This window comes from Halomonas sp. THAF12, from assembly GCF_009363675.1.
GTDB lineage: Bacteria > Pseudomonadota > Gammaproteobacteria > Pseudomonadales > Halomonadaceae > Halomonas > Halomonas smyrnensis.
On sequence record NZ_CP045399.1, the window covers coordinates 3,626,286 to 3,645,059 of the forward strand.

Below are 18,774 nucleotides of genomic sequence, written 5' to 3' on the forward strand. Positions count from 1 at the left end.
GCCACGGCACGCGCCGACTTTAGCCGTCGGCGCGTGCCGCCGATCTCCCCGCGCCCTGCGAGGCGCACTTCAGACCTTTCAAGGAGGCGGCACTTTGGCCGATGATGGGGAGACGCCCACTTCCTCACCGACCCCGCGACAGGACGCATGAGCGACCCACAGCTTCCCCAGGAATATCCCGCCGCCCTCAAGGTGGTCGGCATCGGCGGCGGCGGCGGCAATGCCGTCCGCCACCTGATCGACACCACCGATCTCGACGGCATCGACGCCATCGCCGTGAACACCGACCGTCAGGCCCTCGAGCTGCTGCCCCAGGGCGTGGCGATGCCCATCGGCAGCGCCACCACCCGCGGCCTCGGCGCCGGGGCCGACCCCGAGGCCGGTCGGCAGGCCGCCGAGGAGAGTCGCGACGGCCTGCGCGCCCGGCTGGCCGGCGCCGACCTGGTGTTCCTGATGGCCGGCATGGGCGGCGGCACCGGCAGCGGCGCGATCCCGGCCATCGCCGACCTGGCCCGCGAGATGGGCCTGCTGACCGTGGCCGTGGTGACGCGCCCCTTCGGCTTCGAGGGCCAGCGGCGCCAGCAGGCCGCCGACGAGGCCATCGCCGCGCTCGACGGCCGGGTCGACTGCCTGGCCGTGGTGCCCAACGACCGCCTGCTGCCGACCCTCGGCCACGGTGCCTCGATGATGCGCGCCTTCGCCGCCGTCAACGACGTGCTGCGCGAGGCGGTGACCGGCATCGCCGAGGTCATCACCCGGCCGGGGCTGATCAACATCGACTTCGCCGACGTGGCCGCGGTGATGCGCCGGCCCGGCCGGGCGCGCATCGGCACCGGCGAGGGCACGGGCGAGGATCGCGCCGGCGCGGCGGTGCGCGCGGCCCTGGAGCACCCGCTGCTGGAGGCCACCGACCTGGCCGAGGCCGCCGGCGTGCTGGTCAGCATCACTGCCGGCGCCGATCTGAGCCTGGCCGACTTCGACGAGGTGGGGCGCCAGGTCGCCGAACTGGCCGGCGAAGACGCCATGCGGGTGGTCGGCACCGCCCTCGATCCCGACATGGCGGGGCGACTGCGGGTCTCGCTGATCGCCACCGGGCTGGAGGTCGCCCGCTCGAGGCCGCCTTCGCCCGGTCGGACACGGCCCGCCTCCGAGCCGCGCCGGGCCCCGCCGGTCGAGGCCACCGAGCGACGGGACGGCTCGCAGCAGGACTCGCTGCTGGATCTCGACGACTTCCTGAGCCGCCTCAAGCGGCGCTGAGGCGAACGGGCGCGTCGCCGTCGTCGGATAGACGCTGAAGCTCGGGGTCCGCCCCTCCCCGACCACCAGGATCGCGGGCTCAAGCACATGGCGGCCTCGCACAGCGGCGTGTCAGGCCCGCAGCTGAGCAGGCCGGTGTGCATGATCCGTGCGACGGAGAAGGCGTGGGTGCTGGGCAGCCGATCCGGGTCCATTCGCTACCGCATCCGGCCAACCTGGCGCCAAGTCACTTCTCGGCGACAGGCTTACCCGGGCCCGGTTGGCGACGATCGATGAACAGGCTGTTGCCCGGCTGACGCTTGGCCTGCCCCTTCAGCTCGGCGAGCACATTGCCGATGTCCATGGCGGTCTTCTCTGCCCCGGGTGCGACGGCGTGATAGGCCAGCGACAGCGACATCAGCGGCACGAAGCGCTCACGCCCCTCGCGATCGTGGCCCGGAAAGCCGCCGGCCTCGCGATGCACCGACGAATAGAACTCTGGCGCGAAGTGTGCGAAGCGCGACAGGATCGCCTCGCAGCGCTCCCGGGCCGATGTCTCCGGCAGCACCAGCATGAAGTCGTCGCCACCCACGTGGCCGACGAAGCCCTCCTCGCCGACTTCCTCCTGCAGCATCCGTCCCAGCGAGAGGATGACCTGGTCGCCCCGGGCATAGCCGTAGGCATCGTTGTAGGCCTTGAAGGCATCGAGGTCGGCATAGACGGCGACGAAGGCGCGCCCCCGGGCCAGGCAGGCGGCCAGGGTGTCGTGGATCGCCTCGTTGCCGGGCAGGCCGGTGAGTGGGTTGGCCTGGCGCGCCGTGCGCACCTGGATCGCGGTGATCTCGCGCAGCAGATCGATGATCTGCCCCAGGCCGCGATAGCGGCCCGCCTCGTCGACGATCACGAAGTCGTCGCGACCCGCCTTGGGCGAACCGGTGATGCGCCGGCTCAACGCCTCCAGCGGCATCGAGGCCTCGGCCACCAGCATGCGGCGATCCATCAGCTCGTCGATGGCCCGCCGGGCATGCAGCGAGTGGCTGAAGGGGTTGGCGAACACGCCCAGGAACGCGTGCTGGCGCACCACGCCCACCGGGCGATCGTCGTCGTCCAGCACCGCCAGGCAGCGCAGTTCCGGATCGTGGCGGAAACGCTCCACCACCTCGGGCACCGGCGTGCCCTGGCGCACCGGCTCCAGATGCCGGCACAGCATGGCGGCCGTGGTGCCGAAGGAGCCGGACACCTCCTGGCGCGCCGGCAGAGTGGGCTCGAGCCGGGTCGGCGGATGCCGCGACGGCCGGGCGAAGTGATAGCCCTGCATCAGGGTGCAGTTCATCTCCCACAGGCAGCGCTGCTCGCCGTCGGTCTCGATGCCCTCGGCGATGACCTGGCAGCCGAGGCTCTTCGACACATCGAGCAGCGAGCTCAGGAACTGTCGCTTGCCCGGATCGCGATCGATGCCATGGGCGAAGTGACGATCCACCTTGACGAAATCCGGACGCAGCTCGGCCCAGTGACGCAGGCTCGAATAGCCGGCCCCCAGGTCGTCCAGCGCCACCTGGAAGCCCATGCGCCGGTAGTGATCCACGGCCTGGCGCATCAGCGCATAGTCGTGGATCGGCAGGTGCTCGGTGAGCTCGATCACCACCCGCTCCGGCGACAGCCCCACGCCGTCCAGGTAGGCGCGGGTCAGGCCCTCGCGGAAGTCGTGCTCGAGCAGCGAGGCCGGCATCACGTTGAGAAACAGCCGCCCGGGCAGCCCGCCCTGGGCGAAGGCCTCGATGGCCCGCCGGCGGCACAGCAGGTCCAGCTCCAGCAGCCGCCCCGCCTGGCGGGCGCAGTCGAACAGCGCCACCGGCGAGTGCAGCGGCGATCCCTCGGGGCCGCGTGCCAGCGCCTCGTAGCCGAAGATGCCCTGACAGCCGGCATCGACGATGGGCTGGAACAGCGGCGTGATCGCGTCCTCGTCGAGAATCCGCCCCAGCTCGTCGAACTGCCCGGCCGTCTCATGGTGTGCCGTCACCGCCGGTGACGCGTCGTGATCATCCTGCATGCGATTCGCCCTCCTCAGGCCGGCATGGCCGCCAGCGCGGGGTCCTCGTGCGCCGGCGCTTCCTGCGCGTCGCTCGCCTGGGAGGATGCCGCCGTCGTCGCCAGGGTGAAGCCGGCGGTGAACGCGCGCATGCGCTCGGCTTCCTCCTCCAGCGTCGAGGCGGTCAGCTCGGCGCACTCGACCATGTCGCGGTTGCGCTGGGTCACGCCGCCCATCTGGTGCATCGCCTGATTGACCTGCTCGAGGCCGCGCTGCTGCTCGGCGGAGGCGTGGGCGATCTGCTCGATGCGCTCGCCGACGCCCTGGATGGCGGCGACGATGCCGGCCATGTCCTCGCCGACGCGGCGAGACAGGCCGTTGCCGCGCTCCACGCTGCTGCTCGAGGCCTCGATCAGGGTGCGGATCTCGCGGGCGGCGTCCGCCGAGCGGGAGGCCAGCGAGCGCACCTCCCCGGCCACCACCGCGAAGCCGCGGCCGTGTTCGCCGGCACGCGCCGCCTCCACCGAGGCGTTGAGCGCCAGCAGGTTGGTCTGGAAGGCGATGTCGTCGATCAGGCCGACGATCTCGCCGATCCGGCGCGAGCGAGTGTGGATCTCGTCCATGGTGGCGACGAAGTCGGTCACCACCTCGCGGCCCTGGCGCGCCCGGCCGGTGGCCTGCTCGGCCAGCTGACTGGCCTCGCCCACGTGGGCGGTGTTGTCGGCCACCGAGGCGGTCATCTCGTCGAGGCTAGCGGTGGTCTGCTCCAGGGACGCGGCCTGCTGGCGGGTCCGGGCCGCCAGTTCCTGGTTGCCCTCACTCATGCCGGCGGCGCCCTCCAGCACCCGATCACTGCCGTGACGCACCCCCGCCACGGTGGTGGCGAGCGCCCGGCGCATGCCGTCGAGCTCGCGATACAGCCGGCCGATCTCGCTGTCGCTGCGCGATGCCACCGGGGTGGCCAGGTCGCCGTCGGCGATGCGCCGGAAGTGCTCGATCATCCGCGACAGCGGCCGCAGCACGTTGGCCCGCACGCCCCAGATCACTACCAGCACGATGGCCAGGGCGCCGCTCAGCGCCGCCACCAGGGCCAGGTTCAGCCAGCCGGCCACCGTCGAGAAACGCGCGGCCAGGCCGTCGCTGCGCTCGACGGCGCCGGCGAAGAAGGCGTCGGCATCGTCCATGAAGGCCTGGCTCAAGCCGCTGACCCGCGACTGACCGGAGTCGTAGCCGCCCGCGTCGCCCTCCTGCAGCAGCATCAGCTGCAGCGAAAGCCCGGTGCTGTAGAGCGACTGGAAGCGCGACGCCAGGGCCTCTCGTGCCTCCTGCTGCGGCTCGACCACCGGCAGCGCCTGGAAACGTTCGAAGGCCGCTCGGGCCTCCGCCATATGCGACTCGGCCTGCTCGAGGATCGGCCCCGGACGATCGAAGGAAGGCACCCGCACCAGGTGGGCGGCGCGATCCATCGCCACCTGGGCGCGCAGGGTGGCGATATAGGCACGATTCAGCGCCCGGGACTGTGCGGCCTGGACGTCGCGCAGCGTATCGAAGGCGCTGCGGCCGTGGTGATTGGCGTAGAGGCCGAGGGCCCCGGTGCCGAGGATCATCGCGGTGAAGGCGACCAGTACCAGGAACCAGCTGAACCGGATGGTCATTCGATCGAGGAAGCGCATCGGGAAACCTGTCGCTGAGGAAGGGGCGGGCACCGGGCCCGCGAGAAGGCATGCCCGGCGTTATATCAGCGATTCATGACATTTCGGTTTCGACGACAAATCTCTCGAATGGCGGCGAAATCATGGCCACCGAACGCCATCGGAGTCATTCAAGATAGCGCGACATCGGCCGATGACTGGTACCGAGTCGATCCTGAAAAACGCAGCAACAAGAAGAAGGAGCCTCGTCCATGCCAGATGCCGTTAACGAGATCGGCGCGAGTCGCGCGCCCCGGGCCGCCGACGGCGGCACGCCGCCCCGGCGGGTGGAGCAGCTGTTGGCCGGCTGGCTGCCGCCCGAGGAGGCCGTCGACGACGAAGCGGCGGCGGTGCATCAGGGCGAGCTGGTCGGCCCGGTGCAGCGCATCAACGAGGTCATGCGCCCCTATGGCGTGGAGTTCGAGCTCCGCGAGACCACCACCCGAGTCGTCACCCGGCTGGTGGACCGGGACACCGGCGAGCTGATCCGCCAGATCCCCGCAGAGGAAGTGATGCGCATCGCCGAGCACCTGGAGGAGCTTCAGGGCAGCCTGATCGATCTGGAGGCCTGATCCGGTGTCTGACGAATCTCGACAGACTAAGGGAAGCGTTGAGTTATGTTGCGAGCGAAGACAGGCTGACCGCCGCCGGAACGGAGGTACCGGAGTTTACATGCCCGTAAATGAGGATAGCGAGTACCGCCGGCGGTCAGGATGTCGAGCGCAGTAATAAATCAACGTTTTCCTAGACCTGCATGTTCATGATGTCCTTGTAGGCCGTCACCAGGCGGTTGCGGACCTGGAGTCCCATCTCGGAGGCGACGCTGGCCTTCTGCATGTCGACCATGACGTCGTTGAGCTCGACGCCCGGCTCGCCGGCCTGGAAGGCCTGGGCCGAGTCGGCGGCCTGGAGCTTGAGCTCGTTGATGCGCTGAATCGAGGACTGCAGCTCGCCGGCGAAGCCGCCGTTGCCCACGGCGGTATCGAGCCGCTGGCCCTTGGCGACCTCGCCGCCGGCCTGGGTGGCCAGCGACTGCATCTGGGCGAGTGCCGAAGCGAGAGCGGGTGAACTCATCGGGAACCCCTGTGATGGACATGGTGATCGATGGAAGCCAAGGCTAGCAGCGCGTCCTCGGCCACCATGCCGGCAATTGACGCGCAAAACTCGGGTTTTTCATACCTTTGGCGTGACACCCCCTGCGGATAATGGCCGTCATCACAGTTCCGCCCCGGACGGGCGGCGAATCGCGACGGACGGGAACGCAGTCGATGCCTTCATCTAGAGCCCAGGGTCCAGGCGTCATCTCCGACGGGAGGCCCGCATGAGCAGTGGCGCCTCCGCCACCGGCGGCCAACAGGGCCAGACCTCTCCCTTCGCCCAGCTGTCCCGGCAGCTGCGCGGCAGCCCCCTGATCGCCCTGCTGATCGTCGGCGCGGCCGTGATCGCCATCGCGGTAGCGCTGCTGCTGTGGGCGCGCAGCCCCGACTACCGGGTGCTGTTCAGCAATCTCAGCGAAGCCGACGGCGGCAGCATCATCGGCGAGCTCGACAGCCGCGGCATTCCCTACGAGTTCAGCGCCGGCGGCCAGGCGCTGATGGTGCCTGGCGACCAGGTCCACAGCCTGCGCCTGCAACTGGCCGAGCAGGGCCTGCCGCGCGGCGGCAATGTCGGCCTCGAGCTGATGGAGAACCAGGCCTTCGGCATCAGCCAGTTCGCCGAACAGGTCAACTACCAGCGCGGCCTCGAGGGCGAGCTGGCCCGCTCCATGGAATCGCTCGGCCCGGTGGCCGGCGCCCGGGTGCACCTGGCGCTGGCCAAGGACTCGGTGTTCGTGCGCCAGCGCGAGCCGGCCAAGGCCTCGGTGGTGCTGACCCTGCAGCCCGGCCGCACCCTCGGCGAGGGTCAGGTGGCCTCCATCGTGCATCTGGTCTCCAGCAGCGTGCCCGAACTGGCCGCCGACGCGGTCACCGTGGTCGACCAGAGCGGCCGGCTGCTCTCCACGCCCGACGGCGGAGGCTCGGGGCTCGACGGCACCCAGCTCGACTACGTCGCCGAGGTGGAACGCGCCTACCGGCGCCGCATCGAGACCATCCTGGCGCCAATCCTCGGCCGCGCTAACGTCAAGGCCCAGGTCACCGCCCAGGTCGACTTCTCCCGCCGCGAGGAGACCTCCGAGCGCTACGGCCCCAACCAGCCGCCCAACGAGGCCGCGGTGCGCAGCCGCCAGACCAGCCTCAACGTCAACGGCGATGGCGCTCTGGCCCAGGGCATTCCCGGCGCGCTGAGCAACACCCCGCCCGGCGCGGCGCCCTCCCCGATCGACACCCAGGGCGAGGACGACGGCGGCGACCAGGCCCAGGCGAACGAGGAAGAAGACGGCACCACGTCCGAGCAGCGCCTGAGCCGCGACGACGTGGTCAACTACGAGGTCGACCGTCAGGTGTCCCACGTCCAGCATCGCCGCGGCCAGGTCGAGCGCCTGTCGGCGGCGGTGGTGGTCAACTATCGCGAACGCCTCGACGAGGAGACCGGTGAGCTCGCCCCCGCACCGCTCGACGAGCAGGAAATGGCGCAGATCGAGCGCCTGGTGCGTCAGGCCATGGGCTACTCCGACGCCCGCGGCGACCAGATCGCGGTGGTCAACAGCGCCTTCGCCGCCGAGGACAGCGCGGCCGGCGAACCGGCCTGGTGGCAGCGCAGCGACGTCCAGCAGCTGGCCTTCGCCCTGGGCCGTTATCTGCTGGTGGGCATCGCCCTGCTGCTGCTCTACCTGCTGATCCTGCGGCCCTTCATCCGCCGCTACACCGAACAGCCGGCCACGGCCAGCCTTCCGGCATCACCCGGCTTCCAGGCCCGCGTGGGCGGCGACGAGGACGAAGACGAGGCGGCCGACGACGACCGGGACGACCAGGCGGCGAGCGACGAGAGCTCCGCCGCGCGCCGTCGCAAGCGTCGTGCCACGACCTACGAAGCCAACCTCAATGATCTGCGCGAGATGGCCCAGGAGGACCCGAGCATGGTGGCCATGATCGTCCGCGGCTGGATGAACCAACATGACGAGTAATGCGATGACCGGCCTGCGCCGCAGCGCCATCCTGCTGCTGGCCCTCGACGAGGACAGCGCCGCCGAGGTCTTCAAGCACATGTCCAACAAGGAAGTGCAGGCGCTGAGCATGGAGATGGCCACCATGAGCCAGGTCTCCCATGACGAGATGCGCCAGGTGTTGCAGGACTTCAGCAACGAGACCGAGGAATTCATCGCGCTGAACCTCAACTCCAGCGACCACATCCGCTCGGTGCTGACCAAGGCGCTGGGCAGCGAGCGCGCCTCCAGCCTGATGGAAGACGTGATGGAGAGCGCCGGCAACAACTCCGGCATCGACGCGCTCAACCTGATGGAAGCCTCGATGGTGGCCGAGCTGATCCGCGACGAGCACCCGCAGATCATCGCCACTATCCTGATTCACCTGGAGCGCCATCAGGCCTCCGACGTGCTGGAAACGTTCGATGACAAGCTGCGCAATGACGTGGTGCTGCGCATCGCCACCTTCAGCGGCGTGCAGCCGGCGGCGCTGCAGGAGCTCACCGAGGTGCTCACCGGCATGCTCGACGGCCAGAACCTCAAGCGCAGCAAGATGGGCGGCGCCCGCACCGCGGCCGAGATCCTCAACCTGATGAACAGCCACCAGGAAGAGGCCGCCATCGAGACCGTTCGCTCGCACAGCGAGGACCTGGCGCAGAAGATCATCGACGAGATGTTCCTGTTCGAGAACATGGTCGACCTCGACGACCGCAGCATCCAGATGGTGCTCAAGGAGATCGACACCAACTCGCTGGTGGTGGCCCTCAAGGGCTCGCCCGAGACGCTCATGGACAAGTTCCTGCGCAACATGTCCCAGCGCGCCGCCGACCTGCTGCGCGAGGACATGGAGGGCCGCGGGCCGATCCGTGTCTCCCAGGTGGAGGCCGAGCAGAAGGCCATCCTCCAGGTGGTGCGCCGCCTGGCCGACTCCGGCGAGATCGTGCTGAGCGGCGGAGACGACACCTATGTCTGAGACCGACCGGGCGCCCGGCTGGGACGACGAGACGCCCTGGCGCCGCTGGCGCATGGGCGAGCTGCACCGGCCCGAGCCGAAGGCCGCCTCGACGCCCGACCCGCGGACCGCCGCCCGCCAGGCCCGCGAGGCCGAGGCCCGCCGCCAGCAGCGGGCCCTCGATCAGCTGCGCGAACAGGCCCGGCAGGAAGCGCGCGAGGAAGGCCTGCGCGAGGGCCGCGAGGCCGGCCACGCCGAGGGCCTGGCCCAGGGCCTCGAGGAAGGCCGCCGGCAGGCCCGAGAGGAGCTCGAACGGCGCCTCGAGGAGACGCTCGCGCCGCTGCTGCCGCTGGCCCGCCACTTCGAGGAGGCCCTGGCCGACCTGGACGAGGCCCTGTCCGAGGACCTGGTCGACCTGGCCCTGGCCACCGGCCGCCAGCTCGCCGGCGAGGCCCTCGAGGCGCGCCCCGAGCAGGTGCTGACGCTGATCCGCGAGCTGCTTCACAGCGAGCCGCCACTGATCGGCCAGCAGCGCCTGTGGCTGCATCCCCGCGACCTCGAGCTGGTCACCCGACACCTGGGCGGGGAGCTGGAGGCCGCCGGCTGGCGGCTGCAGCCCGACGATCAGCTCAGCCGCGGCGGCTGCCGGGTGACCAGCCAACGCGGCGAGCTGGACGCCACCTGGGAGACCCGCTGGCAGGCGATCCAGGATCAGCTGCGCCGGCGCCAGCCGTCGACCGACACCGACGAAGACGAGGCGTGAGTCGACCGCGATGAACGACACCGCTCCCACCAACCGCCACCAGGCCAGCTGGCAGCGCGCCCTCCGCGGCGTGCGCCAACGCATCGAGCCGCTGCCGACCAGCCGCGCCAGCGGCCGGGTGGTGCGGGCGACCGGCCTGGTGATCGAGGTGGTGGGCCTGCAGGTAGCGCTGGGCAACGCCTGTCGCATCGAGCTGCCCGACGCCCGCGGCCGGCTGGGCCGCCACTACGCCGAGGCCGAGGTGGTGGGCTTCGATGGCGAGCGCCTGTACCTGATGCCGCTGGCCGAGATCAGCGGCCTGCGCCCCGGCGCCCGGGTGCTGCCGCTGGGCGACGGCAGCGACGGCGCCGCCCGCCGCTTCCCCCTCGGCGAGTCGCTGCTGGGCCGGGTCGTGGACGGCAACGGCGCGCCGCTGGACGATCAGGGCTCGCTGGACGAGGCGCCCCGGGCGCCGCTGGCCACGCCGCCGCTCAACCCGCTGTCGCGGGCACCCATCGACACCCAGATCGACGTCGGCATCCGCGCCATCAATGCCCTGCTCAGCGTCGGCCGCGGCCAGCGCATGGGCCTGTTCGCCGGCTCCGGCGTCGGCAAGTCGGTGCTGCTCGGCATGATGGCCCGCTACACCCGGGCCGACGTGATCGTGGTGGGGCTGATCGGCGAGCGCGGCCGCGAGGTCCAGGACTTCATCGACAACATCCTCGGCCCGGAGGGCCGCCGGCGCGCCGTGGTGGTGGCGGCCCCGGCCGACACCTCGCCGCTGCAGCGCCTGCAGGGCGCCGCCTACGCTACCCGCCTGGCCGAGGGCTTCCGCGATCAGGGCAAGAACGTGCTGCTGATCATGGACTCGCTGACCCGCTACGCCATGGCCCAGCGCGAGATCGCCCTGGCCATCGGCGAGCCGCCCGCCACCAAGGGCTATCCGCCCTCGGTGTTCGCCAAGCTGCCGAGCCTGGTGGAGCGCGCCGGCAACGCCGAGCGCGGCGGCGGCTCGATCACCGCCTTCTACACGGTGCTGACCGAGGGCGACGACCAGCAGGACCCGATCGCCGACTCGGCCCGCGCCATCCTCGACGGCCACGTGGTGCTGTCGCGCCCCCTGGCCGAGGCCGGCCACTACCCGGCCATCGACATCGAGGCCTCGATCAGCCGCGCGATGACCGCCATCGTCGACGCCCCGCAGCTCGAGCAGGCCCGTCGCTTCAAGGGCCTGTTCTCGCGCTACCAGCGCAACCGCGACCTGATCAGCGTCGGCGCCTACCACCCGGGCCACGACCCGCAGCTGGACGAGGCGGTGAATCGCTACCCGGCCCTGGAGGGCTTCCTGCAACAGGGCATCGGGGAGTGCGCCGACCTCGATGCCTCGCGTCAGGCACTGCTCGGCGCCCTGGGAGGCAGGCCATGAGCCGCACCGCACTCGACAACCTCACCGAGCTGGCCCGCGAGGCCCGCGACCAGGCCGGCCAGAAGCTCGCCGGCGACCGTCGCAGCGCCGATCAGATCGTCGCCCAGCTGGAGTCGCTGCAACGCTACCGGGCGGAATACGCCGCCCGCCTGCAGACGGCCCTGCGCGACGGCATCGACCCGGCCAGCATGCACAACTATCAGCGCTTCCTGGCCTCGCTGGACGACGCCTTGGGGCGCGCGCGCCAGGCGCTGGCCGAACAGCAGCGCCGCGTCGAGCGCAGCCAGCGCCACTGGCAGCAGGAACAGCGCCGGCTGAGCGCCTACGACACCCTCGCCGAGCGCCGGGCCGATGCCGAGCGCCAGGCCGAACAGCGGCGCGAGCAACGCGCCACCGATGAACTGGTGACCCAGCGCTGGCAGCGCCGGGACGGCGTACCGAGCGGCTACTAGGCGGCCGTCAAGGAGACCTCATGGACATTCAGCAGATCCTCACCGCCGGCACCGGCAAGCCATCAGCCTCGAACGGCGGCGGCCCGGGCAAGGCCGACGCCCTGACCGGCGACGATTTCGCCAGGGCGCTGGCGTCGCTGTCGCCCCGGGCCGGCGCTCGGCCCGCCCCGGGCAGCGGTGCGGAGTCGTCAACGCCGGCCTCGCGGCTGCCGACGGCCACTGCCGACGGCGAGGCCCTGCCCGATCGCCTCCAGCGTCTGCTGGACGCCGAGGGTGAAGACGTCGCGAAGGAACTGGAAGCGCTGCTGGCCTCGGCGGGTGACGGCGCAGAGGCCTCGGCATCGCTGCGCCAGACGCTGGCCTCGCTCGCCAATGACGATGGCCTTGCCGAAAAACTCCAGACCCTGCTGGCCTCAGTGGCCGACGGCCAGGATCCCGCCATCGCGCTTCAGGAATGGAAGGCCGCCGCGGACGCATCCCAGGCGGCCGTGTCTCCCGAGCTCACCGCCGCCCTGCAGACGCTGATGGCTCAGCCCACCCCGGGACAGGGAACCGGTCAGGCCGGAACCACGGCCGCCGCGACTCTCCAGACCCCTGCCAGCGGCGCACCGTCGCCTCTGCCCGGCCTCGCACCGGGCGTCGCGGCCCCGTCGACCAATCCCTTGCTCGAGGCCGCCCGGCCCCGCGCCGACGGCGCCCCCAATGCGGTGACCTCGGCCGCGCTGGCCGCCGCCGAGGCCGTTCGCCAGGCCGCCGGCGGCCGGTCCTCCGCCGCGACCTCGCCGCAGGCCATGATCGAGGCCTTGGCCTCCCGCCAGCCGGCCCAGGGTGGCAACGCTCAGGATGCGCCGCTGCTCGCGGGCAGCGCGGCGCCGGGCGGCCAGGGAAGCATGGCGCCGAACGCCTCACCGGCCTCGATGAGCCCCGGATCCGCGACCGCCACGGCGCAGCAGGCCAGCCTGAGCGCACCGGTGGGCAGCCAGGCCTGGCCGCGCCAGCTCGGCCAGCAGCTGCTGCCGTTTACCCGCCAGGGCGGCGAGCAGCGCATCGAGATGAAGCTGCATCCGGCCGAGCTCGGCCCGCTCTCCGTGACGCTCAGGGTCGTCGACCAGGGCGCCCAGGCGCACTTCCTGTCCGCCCACGGCCAGGTCCGCCACGCCCTCGAGCAGGCGATACCGCAGCTGCGTGAGGCGCTGGCCGAACAGGGCATCTCCCTGGGCGAGACCTCGGTGGGCGAGCAGCGCCAGGGCGGCACCGAGGGCGAGGGCCATCGGTTCGCCGGTGCGGCCGGCGGCACCAGCGGCGGCGAGGTCGATGCACCCGCCGAGGCCGTCACGCCCGCGGCGGTGCCCGGCAGCATGCGCCTGGACGGCCGCGTCGATCTCTACGCCTGACACGGCGCGGCGCAAAATCCGGAGATGGCCCCGTTCATCGGGCCTGTTCACACCATCGTGCCACCCTCGCGGGCGGCATAATCCCTCGCTATCGGCAGAATATTCATCATAGGAACGGTAATGGCGACATCCAGCGGAGGCTCCAGGAAACTGCTGTGGATACTGGTGGTACTGGTGGTGCTCGCCTCCTCGGCGGCGGCCACGGCCCTGTTCATGGTCATGAGCGGCGATGACGACGGCCAGGCACAGGCCCGGGAACCCGAGACCGTCGAACCCCAGTCGCCGATCTTCGTCGAGATCGAGCCCTTCACCGTCAACCTGGCCGACGACGACTACGGTTCCCGGCTGCTCTATGCGGGCATCTCGCTCAAGGTCGCCGACGAGCGGAGCAAGACGCTGCTGACCGAGCACATGCCCGAGGTGCGCAGCCGCCTGCTGATGCTGCTCTCCGGGAAGCAGGCCGCCGATCTGGCCTCGCCGGAGGACAAGCAGCGCCTCGCCGACCAGGTGAAGACCAGCCTCGAGGCGCCGATGGTGGAGCCGCAACCGGAACTGGCCATCGACAGCGTGCTGTTCACCGAATTCATCGTCCAATAACGCCGGGCTCGCAGCGACCATGTCTCAAGAAGATCTGCTCTCTCAGGACGAGATCGACGCCCTGCTCAAGGGCGTCAGCGGGGACGATGAACCCGCGGAAAGCCAGGATGGCCAGCCGCAGGTGCGCCCCTTCGATCCGGCCAACCAGCACCGGATCATCCGCGAACGCCTGCATGCCCTGGACATGATCAACGAGCGCTTCGCGCGCTACTTCCGCATGGGCCTGTTCAACCTGATCCGGCGCAGCGCGGACATCACCGTGGACTCGGTGAAGTACCAGAGCTACAGCGACTTCTCGCGCAACGTGCCGGTGCCCACCAACATCAACATGATCGCCATGAAGCCGCTCAAGGGCTCGGCGCTGATCGTGTTTCCGCCGAACCTGGTGTTCATGGTGGTGGACAACCTGTTCGGCGGCGACGGCCGCTTCCTCACCAAGTCAGAGGGGCGCGAGTTCACCAACACCGAGCAGCGCATCATCCAGCGCCTGCTGCAGCTGGCCATCGAGGCCTACGGCGACTCCTGGAAATCGGTCTATCCACTGGAGATCAGCTTCCTGCGCAGCGAGATGCAGTCGAAGTTCGCCAACATCACCAATTCGCCCAACGAGATCGTGGTCAACACCAGCTTCAATCTCGAGGTGGGCAACCTGGCCAGCAGCTTCCAGATCTGCATGCCCTACTCGATGATCGAGCCGCTGCGCGACCTGCTGACCAATCCGCTCAACGAGGGCCATCAGGACCAGGACGGCAGCTGGTCGAAGCGCATGGCCGGCGAGCTGCGACAGTCCGAGGTCGAGCTGGTGGCCAACTTCGCCGACATTCCCACCCGCATCTCCCAGGTGCTGGCCCTCAAGGCCGGCGACGTGCTGCCGCTGGAACTGCCCGAGACGGTGACCGCCAGCGTGGACGGCGTGCCGGTGATGGAGTGCGAATACGGCAGCCAGCACGAGCAGCGCGCCCTGCGGGTGCAGCGACTGTTCGATCACGCGGCGGGCCACGCGCCGTCCAGCGCCTTCGTCAAGGGGGCTCAGCCGACATCCAAGGAAGCCAAGCATGACTGATCCCAACAAGCCCGACGATCAGAACCTCGACGACGAGTGGGCGGCCGCCATGTCCGAACAGGAAGGGAGCGCCACGCCGAGCGAGGACGACGACCCCTGGGCCGCCGCCATGGCCGAACAGGCCGCCGCCGAGGAGGCCGAGGGCGACGAGACGCCCGAACCGGACGGCGGTGCCGAGGCGCAGCCGGCCAGCGGCAGCGTCTTCCAGCCGCTCGAGGGCGCACAGAGCAGGGCCGTGCCCCGCGACCTCGAGATGATCATGGACATCCCGGTCAAGCTGACCGTGGAGCTGGGCCGCACCAAGCTGACCATCAAGCAGCTGCTGGAGCTCGCCCAGGGCTCGGTGATCGAGCTCGAGGGGCTGGCCGGCGAGCCGATGGACATCCTGATCAACGGCTACCTGATCGCCCAGGGCGAGGTCGTGGTGGTGGATGACAAGTACGGCATCCGCATCACCGAGATCATCACGCCCTCCGAGCGCGTCCAGAAGCTGAATCGATGAGCGAGACCGCCTCGAATGCGGCCGCCGTCGCCGAGGGCCTGGGCGGCGGCGAGGCGCTGATCGGCATGGCCACCCTCGGCAAGACGGCCGCGGCCCTGGCGCTGGTGGTGGCGATCATCGTCGGCTGCAGCCTGCTGCTGCGCCGACTCAACGGCAGCGGGCGCGGCCAGGGCCACCGCCCGCGCCTGGTCGGCAGCACCAGCATCGGCCAGCGCGAGCGGGTGGTGATCGTCGAGGTCGAGGATACCTGGCTGGTGCTGGGCGTCGGCGGCGGTCAGGTCAGCAAGCTTCACGAACTCCCCGCCCCCGACACGCCGGCCCCCGAGGCCTCGTCGCCGATCGATGCGGACGACGGCTTCGCTGCCCGCTTCGCCCAGGCGCTGCGCCACAACGCCGGCCTGGGCCGAAACGACCGGAACCGCTCATGAACCGACTCGCCACGCGTCACGCCCGCTGGTGGCTGCTGGCCCTGCTGCTGGTGCCGGGTCTGGCCCTGGCCCAGCAGGTCCCCGGGCTGATCAGCCAGCCGATGGAGGACGGCGGCCAGCGCTGGTCGCTGTCGCTGCAGACCCTGCTGCTGCTCAGCTCGCTGGCCTTCCTGCCGGCCGGCGTGCTGATGATGACCAGCTTCACCCGCATCATCATCGTGCTGGGCCTGCTGCGCACCGCCATGGGCACCCAGGCCACGCCGCCCAATCAGATCCTGCTGGGCCTGGCGCTGTTCCTGACCTTCTTCATCATGGCCCCGGTGTTCGGCGAGGTGTACGACCAGGCCTGGGTGCCGCTGTCCAACGGCAGCATCGCCTTTCCCGAGTTCCTGACCCAGGCCCAGGGCCCCTTCCGCGAGTTCATGATGGCCCAGACCCGCGAGCCGGACCTGGCGCTGTTCGCGCGCCTGGCCGACATCGGCCCGATGCAGGGCCCGGAGGACGTGCCGCTGCGCGTGCTGGTGCCGTCCTTCGTGACCAGCGAGCTGAAGACCGCCTTCCAGATCGGCTTCACCATCTTCATCCCCTTCCTGATCATCGACCTGGTGGTCGCCAGCACGCTGATGGGCCTGGGCATGATGATGGTGCCGCCGATCACCATCTCGCTGCCCTTCAAGCTGATGCTGTTCGTGCTGGTCGACGGCTGGCAGCTGATCATCGGCTCGCTGGCGGAGAGCTTCTACGTGTGAGCCCGAGGAGGCTGCCATGACCCCCGAGACGGTAATGACCATCGCCTACCAGGGCATGCGCGTGACCCTGCTGCTGGCCGGACCACTGCTGCTCACCGCGCTGCTCACCGGCCTGCTGGTCAGCCTGTTCCAGGCCGCCACCCAGATCAACGAGATGACCCTGTCGTTCATCCCCAAGATCCTGGCAGTGTTCGCCGTGCTGGTCCTCGCCGGCCCCTGGCTGCTGGGCCTGATCACCACCTTCACCCGCGAGCTGTTCGGCAACATCCCCAACATGGTGATGTAGAGGCCGCCATGGTCGAGATCACCTTCGCCCAGCTGCACGGCTGGCTGGTCGCCTTCCTGTGGCCCTTCTGCCGCATCACCGGGCTGATGCTGACCTCGCCGATCTGGGGGCATTCCAGCATCCCGCGCCAGGCCAAGATCGCCCTGGCCGCCTCGCTGACCGTGGTGATGGCGCCAGTCCTGCCACCTATGCCGGACCTGCCGCTGTTCTCCTGGGCCGGGCTCGGCATCGTCATCGAGCAGCTGCTGATCGGCGCCGCCATGGGCCTGGTGATGCGCGTGACCCTGGTGGTGATACAGGCCACCGGCGAGTTCATCGGCCTGCAGATGGGCCTGGCCTTCGCCACCTTCTTCGATCCTTCCAGCGGCACCAACATGATGGTGCTGTCGCGCATTCTCTACACGATCACGCTGCTGATGTTCCTGGCCTTCAACGGCCATCTGATGGTGCTCGAGCTGCTGGCCTCGAGCTTCGAGACGCTGCCCATCGGCCTGGGGCGCTATGACCCCGCGGCCTTCGAGATGCTGGCCCGCTACGGCGGTACCATCTTCTCGTCCGGCATGCTGCTGGCCCTTCCGCTGGTAGCCGCGCTGCTGATCATCAACCTGGGGCTGGGCATCCTCAACCGCTCGGCGCCTCAGCTCACCGTGTTCAATATCGGCTTCCCGGCCTCGCTGACCGTCGGCGTGGTACTGCTGATGGTACTGATGACCGACCTGGGAAGAGTGCTGGAACGGTTGTTTGGTCAGGGCCTCGCCTTCCTCAGGGAGTTTCTCGAGGTGCTGGCACCGCTGGGAGGCTGAGCCGCATCAGGCACAAAAAAACCGCCCTGTCGGGATGAACAGGGCGGAACAAGGGGTCATGGACGGGGCAGGACGGACCATGACCGGCAGGGAAAAGGGATCAGAGGTACTGGAAAAGCGACATGCCCTTCATGTTGGCGAAGGTCTGCTGAGAGGCCTGCAGACCGACCTGACGCAGGCTGTATTCGGAGATCGCCTCGGCATAGTCGAGATCGACCAGATCGGAGAGCGTCTGCTCGTAGTTGAGGGTGCGGTTGCCGCTGACGCCATCCACCACGTCCAGCTCGTTGAGCCGCGCCCCCATGGAGGCGCGCACCGTCAGTACGTTGTCCAGGCTGTTGTCCAGCTCGCGCATGGAGGTGCCCAGGGTATTGGCGAGCGCGGCCTGCCCCGCTTCGGTACCGGATGGGTTCTCCAGCACGGAGATCGCATTCTCGAGGGTGGTGAACAGGTCGGTATTGCCCTGATCGGCAGGATTCACCGCGATGCTGTCACCGGCAACGGGCTGGCCATCCAGCTTCATGGACAGCCCGTCGAAGGCAATCCTCATCCCGTCTTCACCGGGCGAATAGGCGCCATCGTCCACCCTGTCGCCATCATCGTTCAGCACCTCGTAGCTGAATCCCGAGGCCTCGTCACCGGCGAAGTTGATGGTATAGGACTGCCCGGCCTCCAGGGCCTCGTCGTCCACGATCTGAGGGCCTGAAAAGGTCACGCTGCCGGCGTTGTCCTGCTCGGCGGTGGCCACATGGCCGGCGCCACTGGGCACGCTCTGGAAGATCGCCTGCCCGCTGTCGCTGACCTCCATCAGGCGTGAGGCATCGATACGCTGGCGCCGCACCTCGCTGTCGCCCACGTACTCGACCGCCCCATCGTCGCCCTTGATGAAGGGCGCACTGCTGTCACTGTAGCCGCCGAACAGGTAGGTGCCGTTGCCATCGGTGGCATTGGCCTGGCCGAGCAGGGTCTCGTAGGTCCCGCGCAGCTCGGAGGCCACGGACTGGCGATCCGCATCGCTGAGGGTGCCGTTCGATGCCTGGACCAGCAGCGTCTTGGCACTGGTGATCGCATCGCTGACGCTGTTGAGCACGCTCTCGCCCTGTGACAGCGAGTTGCGAGCGCTGACCCGGGAGTCGGCATACTGCTCGGTGACGGCCAGCGACTGGCTGACGCCCACGGCCCGCGAGGCCGCCTGGGGATCGTCGGACGGGTTGACCACCCGGCGCCCGCTGGCGATCTGCATGCTGACGTCGTTGAACCGGGACTGCTGCTGATTCAGCGAGCCAACGCTCTGATTGAAGATGGTGAGGGTACTGATGCGCATCTCGAAAAGCTCTCCCTA

General features: G+C 69.6%; 19 protein-coding genes. 15 read left to right on the forward strand and 4 right to left on the reverse strand.

From position 1 onward, the window contains the following. Window positions 1-147 precede the first annotated feature (147 nt). Window positions 148-1,257 (forward strand): cell division protein FtsZ, encoded by a 1,110-nt coding sequence (gene ftsZ, locus FIU88_RS16875; RefSeq protein WP_152479955.1) that lies wholly within the window; start codon window positions 148-150, stop codon window positions 1,255-1,257. A 226-nt stretch (window positions 1,258-1,483) separates the two neighbouring features. Here the strand turns inward: ftsZ and FIU88_RS16880 are convergent, their stop codons facing one another. After that, window positions 1,484-3,286: a bifunctional diguanylate cyclase/phosphodiesterase gene (locus FIU88_RS16880; protein WP_253742599.1), complete on the reverse strand. Its 1,803-nt coding sequence runs from the start codon at window positions 3,284-3,286 to the stop codon at window positions 1,484-1,486. A 14-nt stretch (window positions 3,287-3,300) separates the two neighbouring features. Beyond that, window positions 3,301-4,938 carry a methyl-accepting chemotaxis protein gene (locus FIU88_RS16885; protein WP_152479956.1) on the reverse strand — a complete coding sequence of 546 codons (1,638 nt, stop codon included), beginning with the start codon at window positions 4,936-4,938 and terminating at the stop codon, window positions 3,301-3,303. 230 nt (window positions 4,939-5,168) lie between these two features. On the opposite strand from FIU88_RS16885, the gene FIU88_RS16890 reads away from it, so the two are divergent. Further along, window positions 5,169-5,528 carry a flagellar protein FlaG gene (locus FIU88_RS16890; protein ID WP_152479957.1) on the forward strand — a complete coding sequence of 120 codons (360 nt, stop codon included), beginning with the start codon at window positions 5,169-5,171 and terminating at the stop codon, window positions 5,526-5,528. Between the two features lie 172 nt (window positions 5,529-5,700). Here the strand turns inward: FIU88_RS16890 and fliE are convergent, their stop codons facing one another. Beyond that, window positions 5,701-6,030, reverse strand: coding sequence for a flagellar hook-basal body complex protein FliE (fliE, locus tag FIU88_RS16895; protein ID WP_152479958.1), 330 nt, complete (start codon window positions 6,028-6,030; stop codon window positions 5,701-5,703). Window positions 6,031-6,277: 247 nt separating this feature from the next. Between fliE and fliF the strand changes: the two genes are divergently transcribed. The 13 genes from fliF to fliR all read left to right on the forward strand — a co-directional run bounded on the left by fliF (window position 6,278) and on the right by fliR (window position 17,432). After that, a complete protein-coding gene (gene fliF, locus FIU88_RS16900; protein WP_152479959.1) occupies window positions 6,278-8,020 on the forward strand; it encodes a flagellar basal-body MS-ring/collar protein FliF in 1,743 nt (580 codons plus the stop codon). Next, on the forward strand, window positions 8,010-9,011 hold the full coding sequence (gene fliG, locus FIU88_RS16905) for a flagellar motor switch protein FliG (protein WP_152479960.1): 1,002 nt from the start codon (window positions 8,010-8,012) through the stop codon (window positions 9,009-9,011). Before fliF ends, fliG begins: the two co-directional genes overlap by 11 nt. After that, window positions 9,004-9,753, forward strand: a complete 750-nt coding sequence (gene fliH / locus FIU88_RS16910; RefSeq protein WP_152479961.1) for a flagellar assembly protein FliH — start codon at window positions 9,004-9,006, stop codon at window positions 9,751-9,753. The genes fliG and fliH overlap by 8 nt, the downstream gene beginning before the upstream one ends. A gap of 10 nt (window positions 9,754-9,763) precedes the next feature. Beyond that, a complete protein-coding gene (gene fliI, locus FIU88_RS16915; protein WP_152479962.1) occupies window positions 9,764-11,158 on the forward strand; it encodes a flagellar protein export ATPase FliI in 1,395 nt (464 codons plus the stop codon). Beyond that, a complete protein-coding gene (fliJ, locus tag FIU88_RS16920; protein WP_152479963.1) occupies window positions 11,155-11,610 on the forward strand; it encodes a flagellar export protein FliJ in 456 nt (151 codons plus the stop codon). The genes fliI and fliJ overlap by 4 nt, the downstream gene beginning before the upstream one ends. A 20-nt stretch (window positions 11,611-11,630) precedes the next feature. Then, complete coding sequence (locus FIU88_RS16925; protein ID WP_152479964.1) at window positions 11,631-13,004, forward strand: flagellar hook-length control protein FliK; 1,374 nt, start codon at window positions 11,631-11,633, stop codon at window positions 13,002-13,004. Window positions 13,005-13,124: 120 nt separating this feature from the next. Then, window positions 13,125-13,601 carry a flagellar basal body-associated protein FliL gene (gene fliL / locus FIU88_RS16930; protein WP_152479965.1) on the forward strand — a complete coding sequence of 159 codons (477 nt, stop codon included), beginning with the start codon at window positions 13,125-13,127 and terminating at the stop codon, window positions 13,599-13,601. Between the two features lie 19 nt (window positions 13,602-13,620). Continuing rightward, window positions 13,621-14,664, forward strand: a complete 1,044-nt coding sequence (gene fliM / locus FIU88_RS16935; protein WP_152479966.1) for a flagellar motor switch protein FliM — start codon at window positions 13,621-13,623, stop codon at window positions 14,662-14,664. Continuing rightward, a complete protein-coding gene (gene fliN / locus FIU88_RS16940; protein ID WP_152479967.1) occupies window positions 14,657-15,166 on the forward strand; it encodes a flagellar motor switch protein FliN in 510 nt (169 codons plus the stop codon). Before fliM ends, fliN begins: the two co-directional genes overlap by 8 nt. Continuing rightward, complete coding sequence (gene fliO, locus FIU88_RS16945) at window positions 15,163-15,594, forward strand: flagellar biosynthetic protein FliO (protein ID WP_152479968.1); 432 nt, start codon at window positions 15,163-15,165, stop codon at window positions 15,592-15,594. Before fliN ends, fliO begins: the two co-directional genes overlap by 4 nt. Beyond that, complete coding sequence (gene fliP / locus FIU88_RS16950; protein WP_152479969.1) at window positions 15,591-16,343, forward strand: flagellar type III secretion system pore protein FliP; 753 nt, start codon at window positions 15,591-15,593, stop codon at window positions 16,341-16,343. The genes fliO and fliP overlap by 4 nt, the downstream gene beginning before the upstream one ends. A 16-nt stretch (window positions 16,344-16,359) precedes the next feature. After that, window positions 16,360-16,629, forward strand: coding sequence for a flagellar biosynthesis protein FliQ (gene fliQ, locus FIU88_RS16955; RefSeq protein ID WP_152479970.1), 270 nt, complete (start codon window positions 16,360-16,362; stop codon window positions 16,627-16,629). 8 nt (window positions 16,630-16,637) lie between these two features. Beyond that, the gene (gene fliR / locus FIU88_RS16960; protein ID WP_152479971.1) at window positions 16,638-17,432 is read left to right on the forward strand and encodes a flagellar biosynthetic protein FliR; all 795 of its coding nucleotides are present in this window, start codon (window positions 16,638-16,640) and stop codon (window positions 17,430-17,432) included. A gap of 100 nt (window positions 17,433-17,532) precedes the next feature. On the opposite strand, the gene flgL is transcribed toward fliR, so the two are convergent. Next, window positions 17,533-18,756 (reverse strand): flagellar hook-associated protein FlgL, encoded by a 1,224-nt coding sequence (flgL, locus tag FIU88_RS16965; protein ID WP_152479972.1) that lies wholly within the window; start codon window positions 18,754-18,756, stop codon window positions 17,533-17,535. Window positions 18,757-18,774: the final 18 nt, after the last annotated feature.